This is a genomic window from Planktotalea frisia (assembly GCF_001890925.1).
GTDB classification, from domain to species: domain Bacteria; phylum Pseudomonadota; class Alphaproteobacteria; order Rhodobacterales; family Rhodobacteraceae; genus Planktotalea; species Planktotalea frisia.
The window spans coordinates 1-16,294 of record NZ_MLCB01000207.1 but is presented as its reverse complement, the minus strand read 5'-3'; the positions used below and the strand labels follow the sequence as shown (position 1 = coordinate 16,294).

Below are 16,294 nucleotides of genomic sequence, written 5' to 3'. Positions count from 1 at the left end.
GTCAGCGATCGCCCTCGCTGCAACCGTCATATTCTGGTTATGAGTCCTGAACCTAGATGAGGCGAGATTTATGGGAGACAGGCAATGTCACTAACAGCAGTAATCGAAGCGCATGGCGGTTCAGAGCAATTCAAACTGGTAGAACGCAAAGTTGGCGAACCCGGCGCAGGGGAGGTCCGCATCGCTCATAAAGCGATTGGTCTGAATTTCATTGATGTCTATCAGCGCACTGGATTGTATCCGATGGAATTGCCCCATGCGATGGGCATGGAAGCGGCAGGTGTGATCGAGGCGGTAGGCGAGGGGGTTACACATCTCAAAGTTGGCGATCGCGCTGCTTACGCATCCAACCCGCCCGGCGCATATGCTGAGGCACGTGTGATGCCAGCGGCGCAAGTTTGCCCGTTGCCAGATGGCATTTCCTTTGAGGAAGGGGCTGCAATGATGCTGAAAGGCATGACTGTGGAGTATCTTTTCCATCGCACAACGCCTGTGAAATCAGGGGATACTGTTCTGTTTCACGCGGCTGCTGGCGGTGTTGGCTTGCTTGCCTGTCAATGGGCACGTTCGGAAGGAATCACGCTGATTGGTACCGCTGGAACGGACGAGAAATGCCAACTCGCGCTGGATCATGGCGCGACCCATTGCCTGAATTACCGCGACAGCGATTGGGCCGCAGAGGTGCAAAAGCTAACGGATGGCAAAGGGGTCGATGTGGTTATGGACGCCGTTGGAAAAGACACGTTTGACGGGTCGCTCAATTCACTGAAACCCCTTGGCATGATGATTTCATTTGGAAACGCTTCTGGGCCAGTTCCGCCATTTGACGTGGGTTTGCTTGGTAAGAAAGGATCGCTTCGCCTGACGCGCCCGACAATTTTCACCCATATCGGTGATCACGCGACTTGCCAGACCATGGCGCAGCATCTGTGCGAAAAGGTGCTATCGGGTGCTGTGAAAATCAACATTGGCCAAAGGTTCGCCCTGCGCGATGTTGCCAAGGCCCATGATGCTTTGGAAGCACGCAAAACGATTGGAAGCACGATTTTGGAAATCTAGGCGGGTAAGGATACCCGCCTGTTTTCAGTAGCTGTGGGGCCCTCAATCCAAAGAGCCGTGAATCGCAAATTGATCGAGCCCCGCATGGCGCGGTTCGATCATTCGAAAACTCTCCTTCACTGCTGCTTCGGTCAATTCTCGGGTAACGGTGAGCAAGAAGTTTGGAACCAATGGTTGCGTAACTAAGACAAATCAGTCTCCGGCAAAACCGGGGCGGTTCACATTCGCATTAATTGTAATTATCGGCTTGTCTTTTAGGCGCTGACACCGGACCTTCATGTCCCAATAGGGAGTGCGGTTTTGGACGCTTTATGATCGAAATTCTGGATGGGCTAAAAGAAGCATTCCGGCTCGTTTTAGGGTTCGATGAAGAGCTTTTGGAAATCAGTCTACGCTCATTGCGGGTAACGCTGAGCGCGCTTTTGATCGCGAGCGTTATAGCAATCCCGCTCGGCACATATCTTGCTGTTCAGCGCTTTCGCTACCGTCGCATAGTCATATCGATGATCAATGCTTTGATGGGGCTTCCTCCGGTCGTGGTCGGGCTGGTGGTCTACATCATGCTGTCGCGTTCGGGTCCGTTCGGGGTTCTGAATCTGCTCTTTACACCGACCGCAATGATCATTGCACAAGTCATCATTATCACCCCCGTGATCGCGTCGATTGCGCATCAGTCCATGCGTGAATTATGGGCCGAATATCATGACCTTTTGATTTCCCTGAACACGACGAAACGCCAACGCATTTTGACGCTGATCTATGATGGTAGGCGCAATTTGTTGACGGCAGCGCTTGCTGGGTTCGGGCGCGCGATTGGCGAGGTGGGTGCCATCATGATCGTGGGGGGCAATATCGATCATGTCACCCGTGTTCTAACGACTGCAATCGCACTTGAAACGGGCAAGGGTGATTTTGCATTGGCGCTGGGTCTTGGCTTTGTCCTGATCGGCCTCGCAATTTTTGTAAACATCGCGATTCACACCCTGTCACGTACCGAACGGGAGGGTCTCTGGTGAGCGCGCAATTTCCCCTGACATTGAACAACGTCCTGGTGCGTAGACAGGGAAAAACCGTGCTTGGGCCGGTGGATCATGTGTTGAACGCAAAAGGCGCGACCATCATCATTGGCCCGAACGGGTCTGGAAAAACCACGCTGTTGCGGGTGATGCACGGGATCGAACGCACGACTGGCGGTCAGGTCACATGGGCCCAAGACGATCCTGCCAAACATGCCTTTGTATTCCAAACCCCGATCGTGATGCGCCGCTCGGTTGCTAAAAATCTCGCGTATCCTCTGGAACTATTGCGCGTTTCTAAGGACGAGATCGCTGCGTCAGTTGATCACTGGCTTGCGCGCATCGGACTTGAACGGTCCCGCAATAGCCCTGCGACGCGCCTGTCCGGGGGAGAACGTCAGAAACTTGCGATTGCGCGCGCGCTTATTCGCCAGCCTGATGTTCTGTTTCTGGATGAACCCTGCGCCAGTCTTGATGGCCACGCCACCCGCGAGATCGAACATTTGTTAAAAGAAGTCGCCAGCGCTGGGACACGGCTGGTAATGGCGACGCATGACATGGGACAGGCGCGCCGACTTGCGAACGATCTTGTGTTTCTGCTTGATGGAAAGATACATGAAACTGGCTCGGCCGACGCGCTTTTCGCAGCCCCCGCCACGGCGGAACTGGCGGCCTTCCTCAGAGGGGATATTGTAACATGATAAGACTTCTATGGGCTGTGATTGCGCTCGTGTGGGCGCAGATAGCAGCGGCGGATACGATGCGCTTGGCGGTCACGACATCCTTTGAAAACTCTGGTCTTGCGGATGTTTTAGTGCCCGCGATCAAGGAAGATCTTGATCTGGATGTGCAGCTTTTGGTCGTTGGCACGGGTCAGGCGTTACGCCTTGGGCAATCGGGCGATGTGGATGCAATTCTCGTTCATTCCAAAACTGCCGAGATCGACTTTGTCACGCAGGGACACGGAAGCCATCGCCGCGAAATTATGTATAATGATTTTGTGGTTATCGGGCCTGTCGCTGATGCGGCGAGCATTAGTGGTGCCAGTGGTGCAGAGGATGCGTTTGCACGTATAGCAGTTGCACAAGTCCCCTTCGTGAGCCGCGGCGATAACAGCGGGACGCATAAAGCAGAGCTTGCGATCTGGCAGCGAGCGGGCATTGATACGAACGCGACCTTGGAGTGGTACCAATCCGTTGGTGCGGGCATGGGGGCGGCATTGAACACTGCCGCAGGTTTGAATGCCTATGTGCTTTCGGATCGCGCAAGTTGGTTGAATTTCGGCAACAAGGACGGCCTTGCACTGCTTTACTCAGGCGATCCTGCGCTCTTTAATCAGTATGCGTTTATAGCGGTCAACCCTTCCAAAAACGCCCATGTGCGCAACGACCTTGCAATCCTACTTGAAACTTGGCTGACGAGTACGCGCGCCGCAGATCTTATCAACGCCTATACGATTAACGATGAAACGCTGTTTGTCTTCAACGCGACGCCCCAATAATTAGTGGCTATGGGGTTCATCGTCGAGGTGGCCGTGTACTGCGAATTGCATGATGTCGGCTTGTTGGGATTCAATGATGCGATAACTTTCGCGCACCCCGGAGGGCGTTAATTCGCGCGATACCGTGAGCAACGTGTTGGGCGCATGATCTGCGCACAGGTCTGCCATCTGATCGATCTCCTCCAATGCAGTGCCGTGCGCGGCGTCAACCGAGGGTGCGCCATAGATATCGACAAAGTGTTGCGCCAAAATGGTGGCGATCACATCGCGTTCTTGTGACTCGATCTGGGTGACCGCGATACAACTGACGCGGCCAAAGGTTTCACACCCCATCCAACCGTTGCTAAAGGCTTGGCGCGCTTTGCCAACTAGGTCAGCTTCACCCCAATTCGAAAATTCGAAACCACCCGAAATACACCACTCGCCCGTGCGTGCAGGATTGTGAAAGACGCGTTTATCGCTTTCGTCAAAATGGATTGCGCGGGCGAGTTTCATACGGGCCTCGTTAAGTTTGCGGTGAGGGGGATCACAATAGTGTCGTCTTCGATTTTTAATAAAACACCTAGCCTGTCATCCAAACCGATGTAGGTGCCCGCCTGTCCTGCAAGGGTGATGTCACCGACGAGCCCATGCGCAAGCCCGCCCCATTCGCGGTGGATTTGCGCGGTGCCGCTGTCAGCCCAAGTATTGATCCCGACAAGCGTGTGACGCACCCAGCTTTCCAAAAGCGCAACCGCATCAATTTCAGAACATCCTTCAGCGTACAGCGCTGTTTGATCAGGGGTCAGTCCAGTTTCATCGCTCGCTGGCCAGAGCGTCAGGTTCAATTCAACTACCAGCCAGTCCGGTTCAACATCAAGCTTGCCAGATGCCGCCATGCGCAGAGTGCCACATCGACCGCCATTCACATAAACCGTGCCGTCCCAGCCCAGATGCACACTGACCTCGGGCGGGCCAAGTGCACCAATCGCGTTCTGTAAACCGACGCCGCAGATCGGCAAGATCACGGCTGCATCGCTCAAAGAAACATCTGGTGCAAAAACGATAGCTACGCGCAATAAGTCCGCGCCAAGATCATAGATCACCAACCCAGCTTCACACCCAACATCCGCTGTTGCGATGGCCAGCGCGAAGGGATCACCACCCGCGGCGTTCTGGCCCGAAAACAGCGGTGGAAACTGCGGCGTCGTCACGAGTGGCCCTTTGCAATCAAGTCTTTAGCGATGCTACGAAACGCAGCCGCGGGCGCGCTGTCTGGCTTTGACACAACAATCGGCGCCCCCCCGTCCGCTGCAATGCGGATATCAATATGCAACGGAATTTCAGCAAGCAGGGGAACCCCCAGTTTTTCAGCCTCGGCCGCGACGCCCCCATGACCGAACAGATGTTCTTCGTGACCGCAGGCCGAACACACATGCGTTGACATATTTTCGATCATCCCAATCAGCGGCGTGCCAAGCTGGTTGAACATGTCAATGCCTTTGCGCGCATCTAACAATGCAATGTCCTGCGGCGTAGACACGATGATTGCGCCATTTAGCTGCGATTTCTGCGCCAAAGTCATTTGCACATCGCCGGTACCGGGCGGCAGATCGACGATCAGCACGTCCAGCGCACCCCATTGAACTTGGGTCAACATTTGCTGCAACGCCCCCATCAACATGGGACCGCGCCAAACGACCGCTTGATCGTCGTTGGTCATAAGGCCCAGCGACATCATCGTGACACCAAAGTTGCGCATCGGAAGAATGATCTTGCCATCGGGTGACGCGGGACGCCCCGACACCCCCAACATACGCGGTTGCGAGGGGCCGTAAACATCCGCGTCCAACAGTCCGACGCGACGACCCTCAGCCGCCAAGGCGCAGGCCAAATTCGATGCAACTGTCGATTTACCAACGCCGCCCTTGCCTGATGCAATCGCAATAATACGGTCTACGCCGGGTATTTTTTCTGGCCCCGACGGTTCCGCGCTGCGCGAGGGTTTCAAATCCGGCGGCGCCTTTGGGGTGCTGTGGGCTGTCATCACAACAGACACAGACGTCACGCCCTCCAGTGCATTAATCTGCATTTCTGCGGCATCTTTGATGGCAGTATAGGCATCAACGTGACTGCCGCTGACTTCCATAACAAAGCGCACTGCGCCCTCATCGACGGTCAACGCTTTGATGATGCCCGCCTCATTAATGGACGTGCCACTGATTGGATCCTCAAGGGACGACAGGATCGCAAGGACCGTTTCTCTGCTGGCGCTCACGTTACGATTGACCTTCGATTTTGCCGGTAACGACATGTTCCATATCTAAGCCGTCAATGGTCAGAACCATCTTCGCCTCAAAACTGCGACCCGTCGTATCGCCTGCACTGCGCAGCGCTTCTTCGATGGCCTGTTGGGACGTAACGCCAACCTGTTTGAGGAATTTGCGCATCGACATGTTGAAATCTTCGCTCATAGACGTCTCTCCGATTGTCTTGACCGCATCATGACCCGCGCCATAGGCTTGGGTCAGTCCTGCGATAGGTTTGAAATGAAATATCTCTACTTGCTAATTTGTGTAATGTTCCCGCTTACCCTGCAAGCCCAGAGTGCAGGTTTTACCCTTTCGGCGCCGCCCGAGGTGCGTGACACGGGTTTCTTGAAACATCTCTTGCCGCGTTTTTCGCTGAAACATGGTGTGCGCATCACGCTGGTAGATCAGGGGGGCGACGTTGTCATTGGCGACAACGGTATCGCAGTTTTTGCGGGACCTGATCGCGTTTGGTACATCACTGCAACCGCGCAGGACGGTCCGGCACTGTTCACAGAATGGTTGCTGTCCGACATCGGCAAACGCACGGTTGAATCGTTCAAACCCGACGGCACCGCCATTTTTTCCAGCCAGATTGCACCTGAAACGGTTGACGTGGAACTGATATTTGACGGCGATCCGGTGCGGGGCGAGACCCTGTCGTTGACACACTGCGGGCGCTGCCATGTGATCAACTACAGCAACCGGATGAACGGCATGGGGCAAACGCCCTCGTTCGCTTTGATGCGCACGTTTGACGATTGGTACGACAGGTTTGCAGCGTTCTATGTGCTTAATCCGCATCCCAGTTTTACCCAACTCGAAGACATCACCGAACCATTTGCCGCGCATTTGCCGCCCGCAATTGTGCCGCTTGAAATCACCCAAGACGAATTGGAGCACATCTTGAGTTATGTCGCTACAATTGCGCCTGCTGATCTGGGTGCACCTTTGCAAAGTCAGTGATCCTTGCGCTTTGAGAAATAGTCATCTGATGTGCGCGGGCGCGGGCGCTCTTTGCCAGCGAAGGGATTATTTTCAGAGTGATATTGCGCGTTGATCCGGCAACCGTCGCACATTTGGATCATGCGCGACGCGGCGGGACTGGCAAACATCGAATGATTGCCAGCCAGCTTTTCCATGATCTTTTCGACCGTAGATTTCACCCCGAACAAGTTTCCACATTCGACACACGCAAAAGGTTCTTCTTCGTTGATCACTTTTTGCGTGTAGGCGGCGTCTGTTAAATCAAACTGCGGTGCCAGCGTGATCGCTTTTTCAGGACACACATTGGTGCAAAGCCCACATTGCAGACATGCGTCTTCCTGAAAACGCAGTTGCGGTAGATCGGGGTTATCCCCCAGCGCACCAGAGGGGCAGAGCGACACGCAGGCCAAACATAATGTGCAAGCATCGGTGTCCACAACGACAGCGCCGTAAGGTGCGCCGGCGGGCAGTTTGATCATGTCCGATGTCGGGTTCAGCGCCTTAGCAGACAAACGCGCAACCTGACGACGGGTGCCCAATGGCAGAATTGGCGCGCCAATCGCGGGTGTTTGGGTGGCTGCGAACAGATGGTCTGACAAAGCATCCGGATCAGTAATATCGAGTAGGGCAACCTTACCAGGTGCAATGGCAAGAGCGAGGTCCAGTTGCGGATCAAGCGCGTCGCGCTCTGTCTTGGGGCCGAGCAGAATATCAACATATGAAAAACCGGACGCAAGTGCGGCCAGCATTTCAGCATGCCCAAAGCCCGACAGCGCACTGACTTCCATCGGGATCACATGGGCGGGCAAACCTTGACCGTGGCGCGCCGCAAGGCTGATCATCTCCGCACCGTGGTCGTCATGCACCAGCAACGTCGACCCCTCGCCACCTGCCGCACGGTAAGATGTGGCCAGCGTGTTGATACGGCGGAAAATGTGATCTGGCGTTGGCATGTCGTAGGTGATTGCACCAGAGGGACATACAGCAGCACAGGCACCACAACCGGCGCAAATCATCGGATCAATGCTGACATGCTCGCCCGCAGAAATAATCGCGCCCGTCGGGCAAACATTCAAACAGTTCGAACAGGCAGGTTTTTCAGCGCGCGAATGGGCGCACAGCGTTGGCTCCACGCGCACGTAGAGCGGTTTTTCAAAGGCCCCGACAAGCTGGCTTGCGTCATAAATCGCTTGTGCGACGGCGGGTTGGCTTTTGGGGTCGACGCGCAAATATCCGTCGCGTTTGTCGTGGGCAGGAAACAGCGGCGTAGCGCCAGATAGATCAAGAATAATGTCACACTCTGATAGTGCGCCATCTTTTGGATCAGATAGTCCAGGTGTGCCACGCCCCCCCACCAGACTTTGTTGGAATCCGTCAATCTGGATCTCAAATTGTCCGATGGTACCAGAGGCATATTTCAGCGTGCCAGCTATAGTATCATAGGCTGACGAGGGGACAATCTCGGACCCGGGCGCAAGCAGGACCGTTAAGGACAGCGTGTCGGCCAGACGATCAGCAGCACTAAGCGCGATATCGGCGTCCCCGATAATCAAACACGTGCCCTCTGATACAATATCGACCGACCGATAGGACGGTTCCGGCAGCATCGCATCGGCGATCAAAGCTGCGATTTTGGGCGTTGTGGACACTGTGTCAGCCGTCCAACCCGCGCGGTCGCGAATATCGATAAATTGCGGCGCATCGACCTCTAACTCTTCGGCAAGCTCGGCAAAGTGCGGGGCCTCTTGTTGGCAGGCAATAATCACGTCCCCGTCCGCAATTGCTTTGGCGGCACTTTCAATCTGGGTGGTGCAAAGACCCGTGAAAACACGCGAACAGCTCAGCCCTGTTGCGTTGCTCAAACCAGTAGAATCAACCATTTGAGAGCCAAGGCAGTCACATACAAGCAAGGTCTTTGACATAGAGCCCCCATGGATAATTTGATTTGATCTTTCCCTCAGTAAGCCCGTATTTTTTTCCACAGTAAACCTACAAATGAACAGCACCCAATACCGTTGCAATTTACAGTTGCTATAACTGACCTTTGGTAAAGTTAAGAAAAATAGTCGGGAATTAGATTCAGCGAAATTCCACTAACACGCTGCAATGCAGCAATAAAAATTCCATCGTGGCGCGAAAAAATGCTATGAATGATGGTAGATTTGGCACAATATAAAAGGACTCACTCCTGAGAGGCTGCTTTTTGAAGGTTGTATTCCCAAATGCGCAAACCCTACCGCTTGGCGTTGTTGTCAAGCGCGCTCCGGGCGTTACCCGCTGGGCCAAGTTTGCGTGGACGGTGTCCTCTGTTTTGCCGGGTGCCGCTGCTGCTGACTGGAAGGTGATCCGCCAAGAGGGCGATGTAACTGAATACCACGCAGCGACGCTGCCTTTGACGCTTTATGTATCAGACGCAGAAGCCTATGCGCACGAACTTCAGGCGCGCGCGCCGTCTGTCTATGTCGTACTGCGCCAGACCGAACAGTTAAATGATCTACCGTGGTCCGTGGCCCTTGTGACCGCATCCCCTTACGAGGCGCAGGATTATTGCGATTCTGCAGAAGAATTGGTTGAAAAAGTCCCAATGCCCGAAGGATTGCACGCATGGATCGCAGAGTTCGTGGACACCCATTACGAAGAAGAAGCCTTTATAAAACGCCGGCGCGACAAGACGCGTGTTGATAAGGTGGATGACGGAATAGGCGATGCACGTATTCGCCAAGTCAGCGATGTTTATCGCGCACCCCGTCGCAAAGAGGTGCTAAGTTGAGCCGCGAATTGTCATCATGGTCCCGCCGCCGTGCCGCAGTTGCCGCCGAGTCCGCAGCTGATGAACGCGCGCTGGAACAAGCACGCATCGCCGAGCAACAAAAAGAGTTGGCCGCAAAATCCGACGATGAAATTCTGGAAGAGCTTGGCCTGCCAAATCCCGACACAATGGTGGACGGCGATGACTTTAAGGCCTTTCTTGCCAAGACGGTCCCCGCCCATTTGCGCAAACGCGCATTGCGCACGCTTTGGCGCAGCAACCCTGTGCTGGCCTGTGTGGACGGGCTGAACGACTATGATGACGACTACTTGACGGGCAGTTTCAATCAGGGTCCTATCAGCACGACCTATCAGGTCGGCAAAGGGATGCTTGCCCATTTGGTGGAAATGGAACGCCAGAAAGAGGCGTTGGAAAATCCGGTGCAAGACGTGGTTGAACAGGAATTGGCAGACGAGGCGGCGGAAGAGCCCCTTGACCACGAGGATATGCCGATCGCAACTACAGAGACGGAAACAGAGACAGTCGCGACGCGTATCCAAACCACAGAGACAGCAGAGACCATCGAACCGGACGACGAGGACATTATGATGCCTGCGCCGCGCCGCATGAAATTCCATTTCGAAACGGACGCCGCATGAACGTAGCCGCACCAATTTCAGAGGTTTCGCAAGAAGATCACTTGCGCGCCGATCTGTATAACTACCTTGGCCTCATGCTGTCGGCTCCGCCTGATCAGATGTTGCTGGACCAAACAGCGGGTCTAGCGGGGGATGCCACCCCACTCGGGGAAGCGATACAGGGCCTTGCGCGTGTTGCGAAGGTTTCAAAACCTAAGGCCGTACAAACAGAGTTTAACGCGCTTTTCATCGGGCTGGGTCGGGGTGAATTGTTGCCCTATGCCAGCTATTATCTAACCGGCTTTCTGAACGAAAAACCGCTTGCGAATTTGCGTGCGACAATGGCCAACTTCGGTATGGCCCGCGCGTCTGACGTGTTTGAACCCGAAGATAATATAGCATCTTTGATGGAAATGATGGCTGGGATGATCGTTGGCCGTTTCGGGCGCGTCGCGAAGGTCGAAGAACAAAAGCATTTCTTCAACGCGCATATCGGGACATGGGCCACGCACTATTTTTCTGACCTCAAAGCCGCGAAATCATCGGTGCTTTATGCATCGGTGGGCGACGTTGGGGCTGCACTAATGGATATTGAACGCGAAGCATTTCGCATGACGGCGAACTAATACGTGTGCCACGCAACCGGCGGGGATGCTCGCCAAACCAGGGAAGGGGAGACATCCCATGACTGAAGAAACCAAAGGCGCAAGCCGCCGCGATTTTCTGAAATTGGCAGGCACGGCTGCACCAGCTGCAATCGCCCTCGCAGCAGGAAGCGCCACACAAGCGGCGGCGCAGCCCGTCGATCTATCGTCGGAAACGATGCAGGACACCGCACACACGCGTGCCTATCTCGAAAGCACACGTTTCTAGGCTCCGCGCAGCGCGCGATACGAATTTATCCAGCTAAGCTGGAAAAGGGAGGAAGACCATGCTGAGGAAAAAGACAAACGGTTACACACGTCGTTCTGGCCGCTCGCCGATCGTCGTTAATAAAGGGGCAGGCGGCATCGATCGACGCGGCTTCTTGCGCGGCTCAGGACTTGCGATTGGTGGCTTGGCCGCGATTGCGGCGACCGGTGGTTCCGTGACGCAAGCGACGGCGCAAACCGCTGCGACCCGTGCCATTGAGACAATCAAATCTGTCTGTACGCACTGTTCGGTTGGTTGTACGGTTGTTGCCGAAGTCGACAATGGCGTTTGGGTTGGACAAGAGCCCGGCTTTGATAGCCCGTTCAACTTGGGCGGCTACTGTGCCAAGGGTGCTGCAGTGCGCGAACATGCGCACGGCGAACGTCGCCTGAAGTACCCGATGAAAAAAGAGAACGGCGAATGGGTCCGTATCAGCTGGGACACCGCGATTAGCGAAATCAGCGATGGCATGATGAAGATCCGCGACGAAAGCGGACCAGATTCCGTCTATTGGTTGGGATCTGCCAAGCATAACAACGAACAGGCCTACCTGTTCCGCAAATTTGCGGCCTACTGGGGCACCAACAACGTTGATCACCAAGCGCGGATTTGTCACTCGACGACCGTTGCGGGTGTTGCCAACACATGGGGCTACGGCGCCATGACAAACAGCTACAACGACATCCACAATTCCAAAGCGATCTTCTTGATCGGTGGCAACCCTGCCGAAGCGCACCCCGTTTCGCTGTTGCACATTCTGAAAGCCAAGGAACAGAACAACGCGCCGCTTATCGTGTGTGATCCACGCTTCACCCGCACTGCAGCACACGCGGACGAATATGTGCGCTTCCGGCCCGGCTCTGACGTGGCCCTCGTTTGGGGCATTCTGTGGCATATCTTTGAAAATGGCTGGGAGGACAAAGAGTTCATCCGCACCCGTGTCTGGGGTATGGACCAGATCAAGGAAGAAGTCGCCAAGTGGACGCCTGAAGAGGTTGAGCGTGTTACTGGTGCGCCGGGAACTCAACTGGCACGCGTTGCGCGTACGCTGGTTAACAATCGCCCCGGCACCGTGATCTGGTGTATGGGTGGTACGCAGCATACCAACGGTAACAACAACACCCGCGCGTATTGCATCCTTCAGCTCGCGCTTGGCAACATGGGCACGGCTGGTGGCGGAACGAATATTTTCCGTGGCCACGACAACGTACAGGGCGCGACCGATCTAGGCGTTCTGGCCGATACGCTGCCAGGGTATTACGGCCTGTCCGCAGGCGCGTGGGCCCACTGGGCACGCGTTTGGGAAGAAGATCTCGATTGGATGAAGGAACGTTTCAGCCCTGAAAAGGTTGGCGATACAGCAATGATGAACCTGACAGGTATTCCTGTTAGCCGTTGGATTGATGGGGTGCTGGAAAGCAAAGAAAACCTGGATCAACCTGACAATACCCGTGCAATGGTCCTTTGGGGCCACGCACCAAACAGCCAGACCCGTCAGAAAGAAATGAAGACGGCGATGGAAAAACTCGACATGCTTGTCGTTGTTGATCCCTATCCGACTGTGTCAGCCGTTCTTCAGGATCGCACAGATGGTGTATACCTACTGCCGGCCTGTACCCAGTTTGAAACACGTGGTTCTGTGACGGCATCCAACCGTTCGCTACAGTGGCGTGACAAAGTGGTCGAACCGCTGTTTGAATCCAAGACAGATCACTGGATTATGGCTCGTTTTGCCGAAAAGTTCGGCTTCCACGACAAAATTTTCCGCAATATCGGCATGGATGAAGGGGACGAGCCCAATATCGAAGACATCACCCGCGAATTTAACCGCGGTATGTGGACGATTGGGTATACCGGTCAAAGCCCTGAGCGCATGAAACTGCACATGGCGAACCAGCACACGTTTGATCGCACAACTTTGCGCGCGATCGGCGGCCCTGCAGATGGGGATACTTACGGGATGCCATGGCCATGTTGGGGGACGGCTGAAATGAACCACCCCGGTACGGCGAACCTCTACGATATGTCGATGCCTGTGGCCGAAGGTGGCCTGACGTTCCGCGCCCGCTTTGGTGTCGAGCGTGATGGCGACAACCTCTTGGCCGAAGGGGTGTTCACACCCGGGTCCGAGATTGAAGACGGATACCCCGAGTTCACCATGCAGATGCTAATAGACCTTGGTTGGGATGGCGATCTTAGCGCAGATGAACGCGCGTCCATCGACGCGGTAGCAGGTGCAAAAACCAACTGGAAAACCGACCTTTCCGGCGGTATCCAGCGGGTGGCGATCAAACATGGATGTGCACCCTTCGGCAACGCAAAAGCGCGGGCTGTGGTTTGGACCTTCCCGGATCCGGTGCCGATTCACCGCGAACCGCTTTATACCAACCGACGTGATCTGGTGGCGGATTATCCAACCTACGAGGATAAAAAGTTCTGGCGCGTTCCGACCATGTATAAGTCCATTCAGGAAAAGGATTTCTCGCAGGAGTATCCGATTATCCTGACATCTGGTCGTTTGGTTGAATACGAAGGGGGTGGTGACGAAAGCCGCTCCAACCCATGGCTTGCAGAATTGCAGCAAGACATGTTCGTTGAAATCAACACACGTGACGCCAACAATCTAGGTGTACGTGACGGCGAACAGGTCTGGGTCGAAGGCCCAGAGGGCGGCAAAGTCAAAGTGATGGCAATGGTCACCGAACGTGTCGGTGAAGGCGTCGCATTCATGCCGTTCCACTTTGGTGGGCACTTGGAAGGTGTTGATCTAAGGGATAAATATCCCGAAGGTGCCGATCCGTTCGTATTGGGCGAAAGCACAAACACCGCACAGACATATGGCTATGATAGCGTAACCCAGATGCAAGAGACCAAAGCGACTCTTTGCAAAATCTGGACAGCATAAGGGAGAAGTAGAATGGCTAGAGCAAAATTTCTCGTAGACGCTGAACGCTGCATCGAATGTAACGCCTGTGTCACCGCCTGTAAGAACGAACACGAAGTTCCGTGGGGCATCAACCGCCGCAAGGTCGTCACGATCAATGACGGCTCGCCGGGGGAACGCTCGATTTCGGTCGCGTGTATGCACTGCTCAGATGCACCCTGTATGGCGGTATGTCCGACAGATTGCTTCTATCAGACTGATGAAGGCGTCGTGTTGCACTCAAAAGACCTGTGCATTGGCTGCGGCTATTGCTTCTATGCGTGCCCCTTTGGTGCGCCGCAGTACCCACAGGCTGGCAACTTTGGATCACGTGGCAAGATGGACAAATGTACCTTCTGCGCCGGTGGGCCAGAGGAAAACAACTCCACTGCCGAATTCCAAAAGTATGGTCGCAACCGCATTGCAGAAGGCAAACTGCCGATCTGCGCTGAAATGTGTGCAACCAAGGCCCTGCTTGCAGGCGACGGCGACGTTGTATCCGGCATCTACCGCGAGCGCGTTGTCGCGCGTGGTTTCGGATCAGGCGCATGGGGTTGGGGCACGGCCTACGACCAGAAAGGTGGCTAAACGCCCCCTTCGTGAAACTATTGGGGGCGGCCTGCGTTTGGCCGCCCCTCTCATATCTGACATAAGGAAGTTATGATGCTTCGTCTTTTAGGCTTGCTGGCACTTATCTGGTCTTTGGCTGTTCCTGCGTTCGCGCAAGAGACAGGTGATAACACGCGCGCCTCAACAGGTGGGGCGCAAACCCTAGAAGACATCATGCGGCGCCAGCAAGGCATCGCAATTGACGACAGTTTTCGTAGCGACCTGACAGGCAACCCTGACGCAGCTGCCGCGTCCTCCGACCAACTTGGTACCTTAGGTGGGTCGTCCGATCCCGATCTTTGGCGCGCCTTGCGCTATGATTCTGCCGACATCACAACCCAGTCCCGTACATCCGCCGCAACAACGCTTATGCAAGACGGCGGCATGTGGTGGTTGCAATTTCGCGAAGGTCCACTTCTGCGTATTGCAGTGTATCTGTTGGGGGGAACGCTTTTATTGCTGGCACTGTTCTACCTCATTCGCGGTCGCATCCGTATTCACGGCGAAAAGACAGGCCGCACCATCGTGCGCTTCAAAGCCATTGAACGCTTTGGCCATTGGCTGCTTGCGTCGTCCTTTATCGTGCTCGGGTTAACCGGCCTTATTTCGCTATTCGGGCGCAAGGTACTTATCCCCGCATTCGGCCACGAAACATTTTCATCCCTCGCGATCATTAGCAAATGGATCCATAACAACATTTCATGGGCCTTCATGATCGCACTGGTGATCATCTTTATCGCATGGGTTGTTCATAATCTGCCTGACAAAACCGATCTACGCTGGTTGGCCAAGGCGGGCGGCCTATTTGGCGGGGAACATCCACCTGCAAAGAAATTCAACGCTGGTCAAAAACTGATCTTTTGGGCGGTAATCGTACTGGGTGGTTCAATTTCGCTATCCGGTCTGTCGCTGCTGTTCCCCTTTGAATTCAACCTCTTTTCCCATACGTTCTCGACGCTGAACGCTTTGGGTGTGCCGGGGTGGGTAGGTGCTGGTGACCTGCCTTATCCGCTCTCACCGCAGGAAGAAATGCAATACGCACAGCTTTGGCATGCACTTGTCAGCTTGATCCTGACCGCAATCATATTCGCCCATATCTATCTCGGCTCTGTCGGAATGGAAGGTGCCTTTGATGCGATGGGCAAAGGCGAAGTCGAAGAACAATGGGCGCGCGAGCATCACAGCATCTGGGCCCAAGAGGTTTTGGATGACGATGCCAAAAGTCAGGACAAATTAACATGAAACCTTTCCTGCTCGCCCTCGTGGCCCTCGTCGTAATTGCATTCGGTTCCAACCAGATACTAACCCAGATCGGTTTTTCAAGCGCCACCGCAGGAACGTCGCCTGCAAATGTCAGACTGTCGGACTAAGTATATAACATAATGAATCTTATACGAATTTGACCAAGTGGTAAAAATACTGCCAACCCTTCAAAAGACTACCCTCCCTGCTGACTCAAAGCTGCCGTTTGTTTTGTTGAGAGCTAGGTCGGGTGTGCGGTACAAGGACGAAGCCGCTGCCGCGGCAATGGCGCTTGTTGCGGGTGTTCTGGGCTGCCTTTGGCCGAGTGCATTTTGAGATCTAGCGAACCTGTTTGACGATTGGGGCTTCT

General features: G+C 54.6%; 18 protein-coding genes and 1 pseudogene. 13 read left to right on the top strand and 6 right to left on the bottom strand.

Going from position 1 to position 16,294, the window contains the following annotated elements; all coding sequences use genetic code 11:
- Nucleotides 1–84: 84 nt before the first annotated feature.
- Complete coding sequence (locus tag PFRI_RS19155; RefSeq protein WP_072632309.1) at nucleotides 85–1,059, top strand: quinone oxidoreductase family protein; 975 nt, start codon at nucleotides 85–87, stop codon at nucleotides 1,057–1,059.
- Between the two features lie 42 nt (nucleotides 1,060–1,101).
- Here the strand turns inward: PFRI_RS19155 and PFRI_RS21760 are convergent.
- A pseudogene (locus PFRI_RS21760) lies at nucleotides 1,102–1,224 on the bottom strand (DUF6505 family protein); the annotation flags it as partial.
- A gap of 146 nt (nucleotides 1,225–1,370) precedes the next feature.
- Here PFRI_RS21760 and PFRI_RS19150 point away from each other — a divergent pair.
- The 3 genes from PFRI_RS19150 to PFRI_RS19140 are packed head-to-tail and all read left to right on the top strand — an operon-like array spanning nucleotide 1,371 to nucleotide 3,576.
- Entirely contained in the window at nucleotides 1,371–2,075 is a 705-nt protein-coding gene (locus tag PFRI_RS19150) for an ABC transporter permease (protein WP_072632308.1), read from the top strand.
- Nucleotides 2,072–2,776 carry an energy-coupling factor ABC transporter ATP-binding protein gene (locus tag PFRI_RS19145; RefSeq protein WP_072632307.1) on the top strand — a complete coding sequence of 235 codons (705 nt, stop codon included), beginning with the start codon at nucleotides 2,072–2,074 and terminating at the stop codon, nucleotides 2,774–2,776. Before PFRI_RS19150 ends, PFRI_RS19145 begins: the two co-directional genes overlap by 4 nt.
- A complete protein-coding gene (locus PFRI_RS19140) occupies nucleotides 2,773–3,576 on the top strand; it encodes an ABC transporter substrate-binding protein (protein ID WP_072632306.1) in 804 nt (267 codons plus the stop codon). The genes PFRI_RS19145 and PFRI_RS19140 overlap by 4 nt, the downstream gene beginning before the upstream one ends.
- On the opposite strand, the gene PFRI_RS19135 is transcribed toward PFRI_RS19140, so the two are convergent.
- From PFRI_RS19135 to PFRI_RS19120, 4 genes are read right to left on the bottom strand one after another with little or no spacing between them, the layout of a single operon-like run.
- Nucleotides 3,577–4,071 (bottom strand): DUF6505 family protein, encoded by a 495-nt coding sequence (locus PFRI_RS19135; protein WP_072632305.1) that lies wholly within the window; start codon nucleotides 4,069–4,071, stop codon nucleotides 3,577–3,579.
- Nucleotides 4,068–4,769 (bottom strand): biotin/lipoate--protein ligase family protein, encoded by a 702-nt coding sequence (locus PFRI_RS19130; protein WP_072632304.1) that lies wholly within the window; start codon nucleotides 4,767–4,769, stop codon nucleotides 4,068–4,070. Before PFRI_RS19130 ends, PFRI_RS19135 begins: the two co-directional genes overlap by 4 nt.
- Nucleotides 4,766–5,869 (bottom strand): Mrp/NBP35 family ATP-binding protein, encoded by a 1,104-nt coding sequence (locus PFRI_RS19125; protein ID WP_425439475.1) that lies wholly within the window; start codon nucleotides 5,867–5,869, stop codon nucleotides 4,766–4,768. The genes PFRI_RS19130 and PFRI_RS19125 overlap by 4 nt, the downstream gene beginning before the upstream one ends.
- Nucleotides 5,835–6,029: a DUF6494 family protein gene (locus PFRI_RS19120; RefSeq protein ID WP_072632302.1), complete on the bottom strand. Its 195-nt coding sequence runs from the start codon at nucleotides 6,027–6,029 to the stop codon at nucleotides 5,835–5,837. The genes PFRI_RS19125 and PFRI_RS19120 overlap by 35 nt, the downstream gene beginning before the upstream one ends.
- Nucleotides 6,030–6,059: 30 nt before the next feature.
- Here PFRI_RS19120 and PFRI_RS19115 point away from each other — a divergent pair, with 30 nt between their 5' ends.
- A complete protein-coding gene (locus tag PFRI_RS19115) occupies nucleotides 6,060–6,830 on the top strand; it encodes a cytochrome c family protein (protein ID WP_245812481.1) in 771 nt (256 codons plus the stop codon).
- Here the strand turns inward: PFRI_RS19115 and PFRI_RS19110 are convergent.
- Nucleotides 6,824–8,773: a 4Fe-4S binding protein gene (locus tag PFRI_RS19110; protein ID WP_072632300.1), complete on the bottom strand. Its 1,950-nt coding sequence runs from the start codon at nucleotides 8,771–8,773 to the stop codon at nucleotides 6,824–6,826. The genes PFRI_RS19115 and PFRI_RS19110 overlap by 7 nt on opposite strands.
- A 281-nt stretch (nucleotides 8,774–9,054) precedes the next feature.
- On the opposite strand from PFRI_RS19110, the gene PFRI_RS19105 reads away from it, so the two are divergent.
- From PFRI_RS19105 to PFRI_RS21910, 8 genes are all read left to right on the top strand, one after another.
- Nucleotides 9,055–9,621, top strand: coding sequence for a DUF3305 domain-containing protein (locus PFRI_RS19105; protein ID WP_072632299.1), 567 nt, complete (start codon nucleotides 9,055–9,057; stop codon nucleotides 9,619–9,621).
- Nucleotides 9,618–10,259: a DUF3306 domain-containing protein gene (locus PFRI_RS19100; protein WP_072632298.1), complete on the top strand. Its 642-nt coding sequence runs from the start codon at nucleotides 9,618–9,620 to the stop codon at nucleotides 10,257–10,259. The genes PFRI_RS19105 and PFRI_RS19100 overlap by 4 nt, the downstream gene beginning before the upstream one ends.
- Nucleotides 10,256–10,864, top strand: coding sequence for a TorD/DmsD family molecular chaperone (locus PFRI_RS19095; RefSeq protein WP_072632297.1), 609 nt, complete (start codon nucleotides 10,256–10,258; stop codon nucleotides 10,862–10,864). The genes PFRI_RS19100 and PFRI_RS19095 overlap by 4 nt, the downstream gene beginning before the upstream one ends.
- A gap of 58 nt (nucleotides 10,865–10,922) precedes the next feature.
- Nucleotides 10,923–11,111, top strand: a complete 189-nt coding sequence (locus PFRI_RS19090) for a twin-arginine translocation signal domain-containing protein (protein ID WP_072632296.1) — start codon at nucleotides 10,923–10,925, stop codon at nucleotides 11,109–11,111.
- A 58-nt stretch (nucleotides 11,112–11,169) separates the two neighbouring features.
- Entirely contained in the window at nucleotides 11,170–14,055 is a 2,886-nt protein-coding gene (locus PFRI_RS19085; RefSeq protein WP_072632295.1) for a formate dehydrogenase subunit alpha, read from the top strand.
- A 12-nt stretch (nucleotides 14,056–14,067) separates the two neighbouring features.
- Nucleotides 14,068–14,661 (top strand): formate dehydrogenase FDH3 subunit beta, encoded by a 594-nt coding sequence (gene fdh3B / locus PFRI_RS19080; RefSeq protein ID WP_072632294.1) that lies wholly within the window; start codon nucleotides 14,068–14,070, stop codon nucleotides 14,659–14,661.
- A gap of 75 nt (nucleotides 14,662–14,736) precedes the next feature.
- Nucleotides 14,737–15,924 (top strand): formate dehydrogenase subunit gamma, encoded by a 1,188-nt coding sequence (locus PFRI_RS19075; RefSeq protein WP_072632293.1) that lies wholly within the window; start codon nucleotides 14,737–14,739, stop codon nucleotides 15,922–15,924.
- Complete coding sequence (locus PFRI_RS21910) at nucleotides 15,921–16,052, top strand: hypothetical protein (protein WP_281249338.1); 132 nt, start codon at nucleotides 15,921–15,923, stop codon at nucleotides 16,050–16,052. Before PFRI_RS19075 ends, PFRI_RS21910 begins: the two co-directional genes overlap by 4 nt.
- The last annotated feature ends 242 nt before the right edge of the window (nucleotides 16,053–16,294 follow it).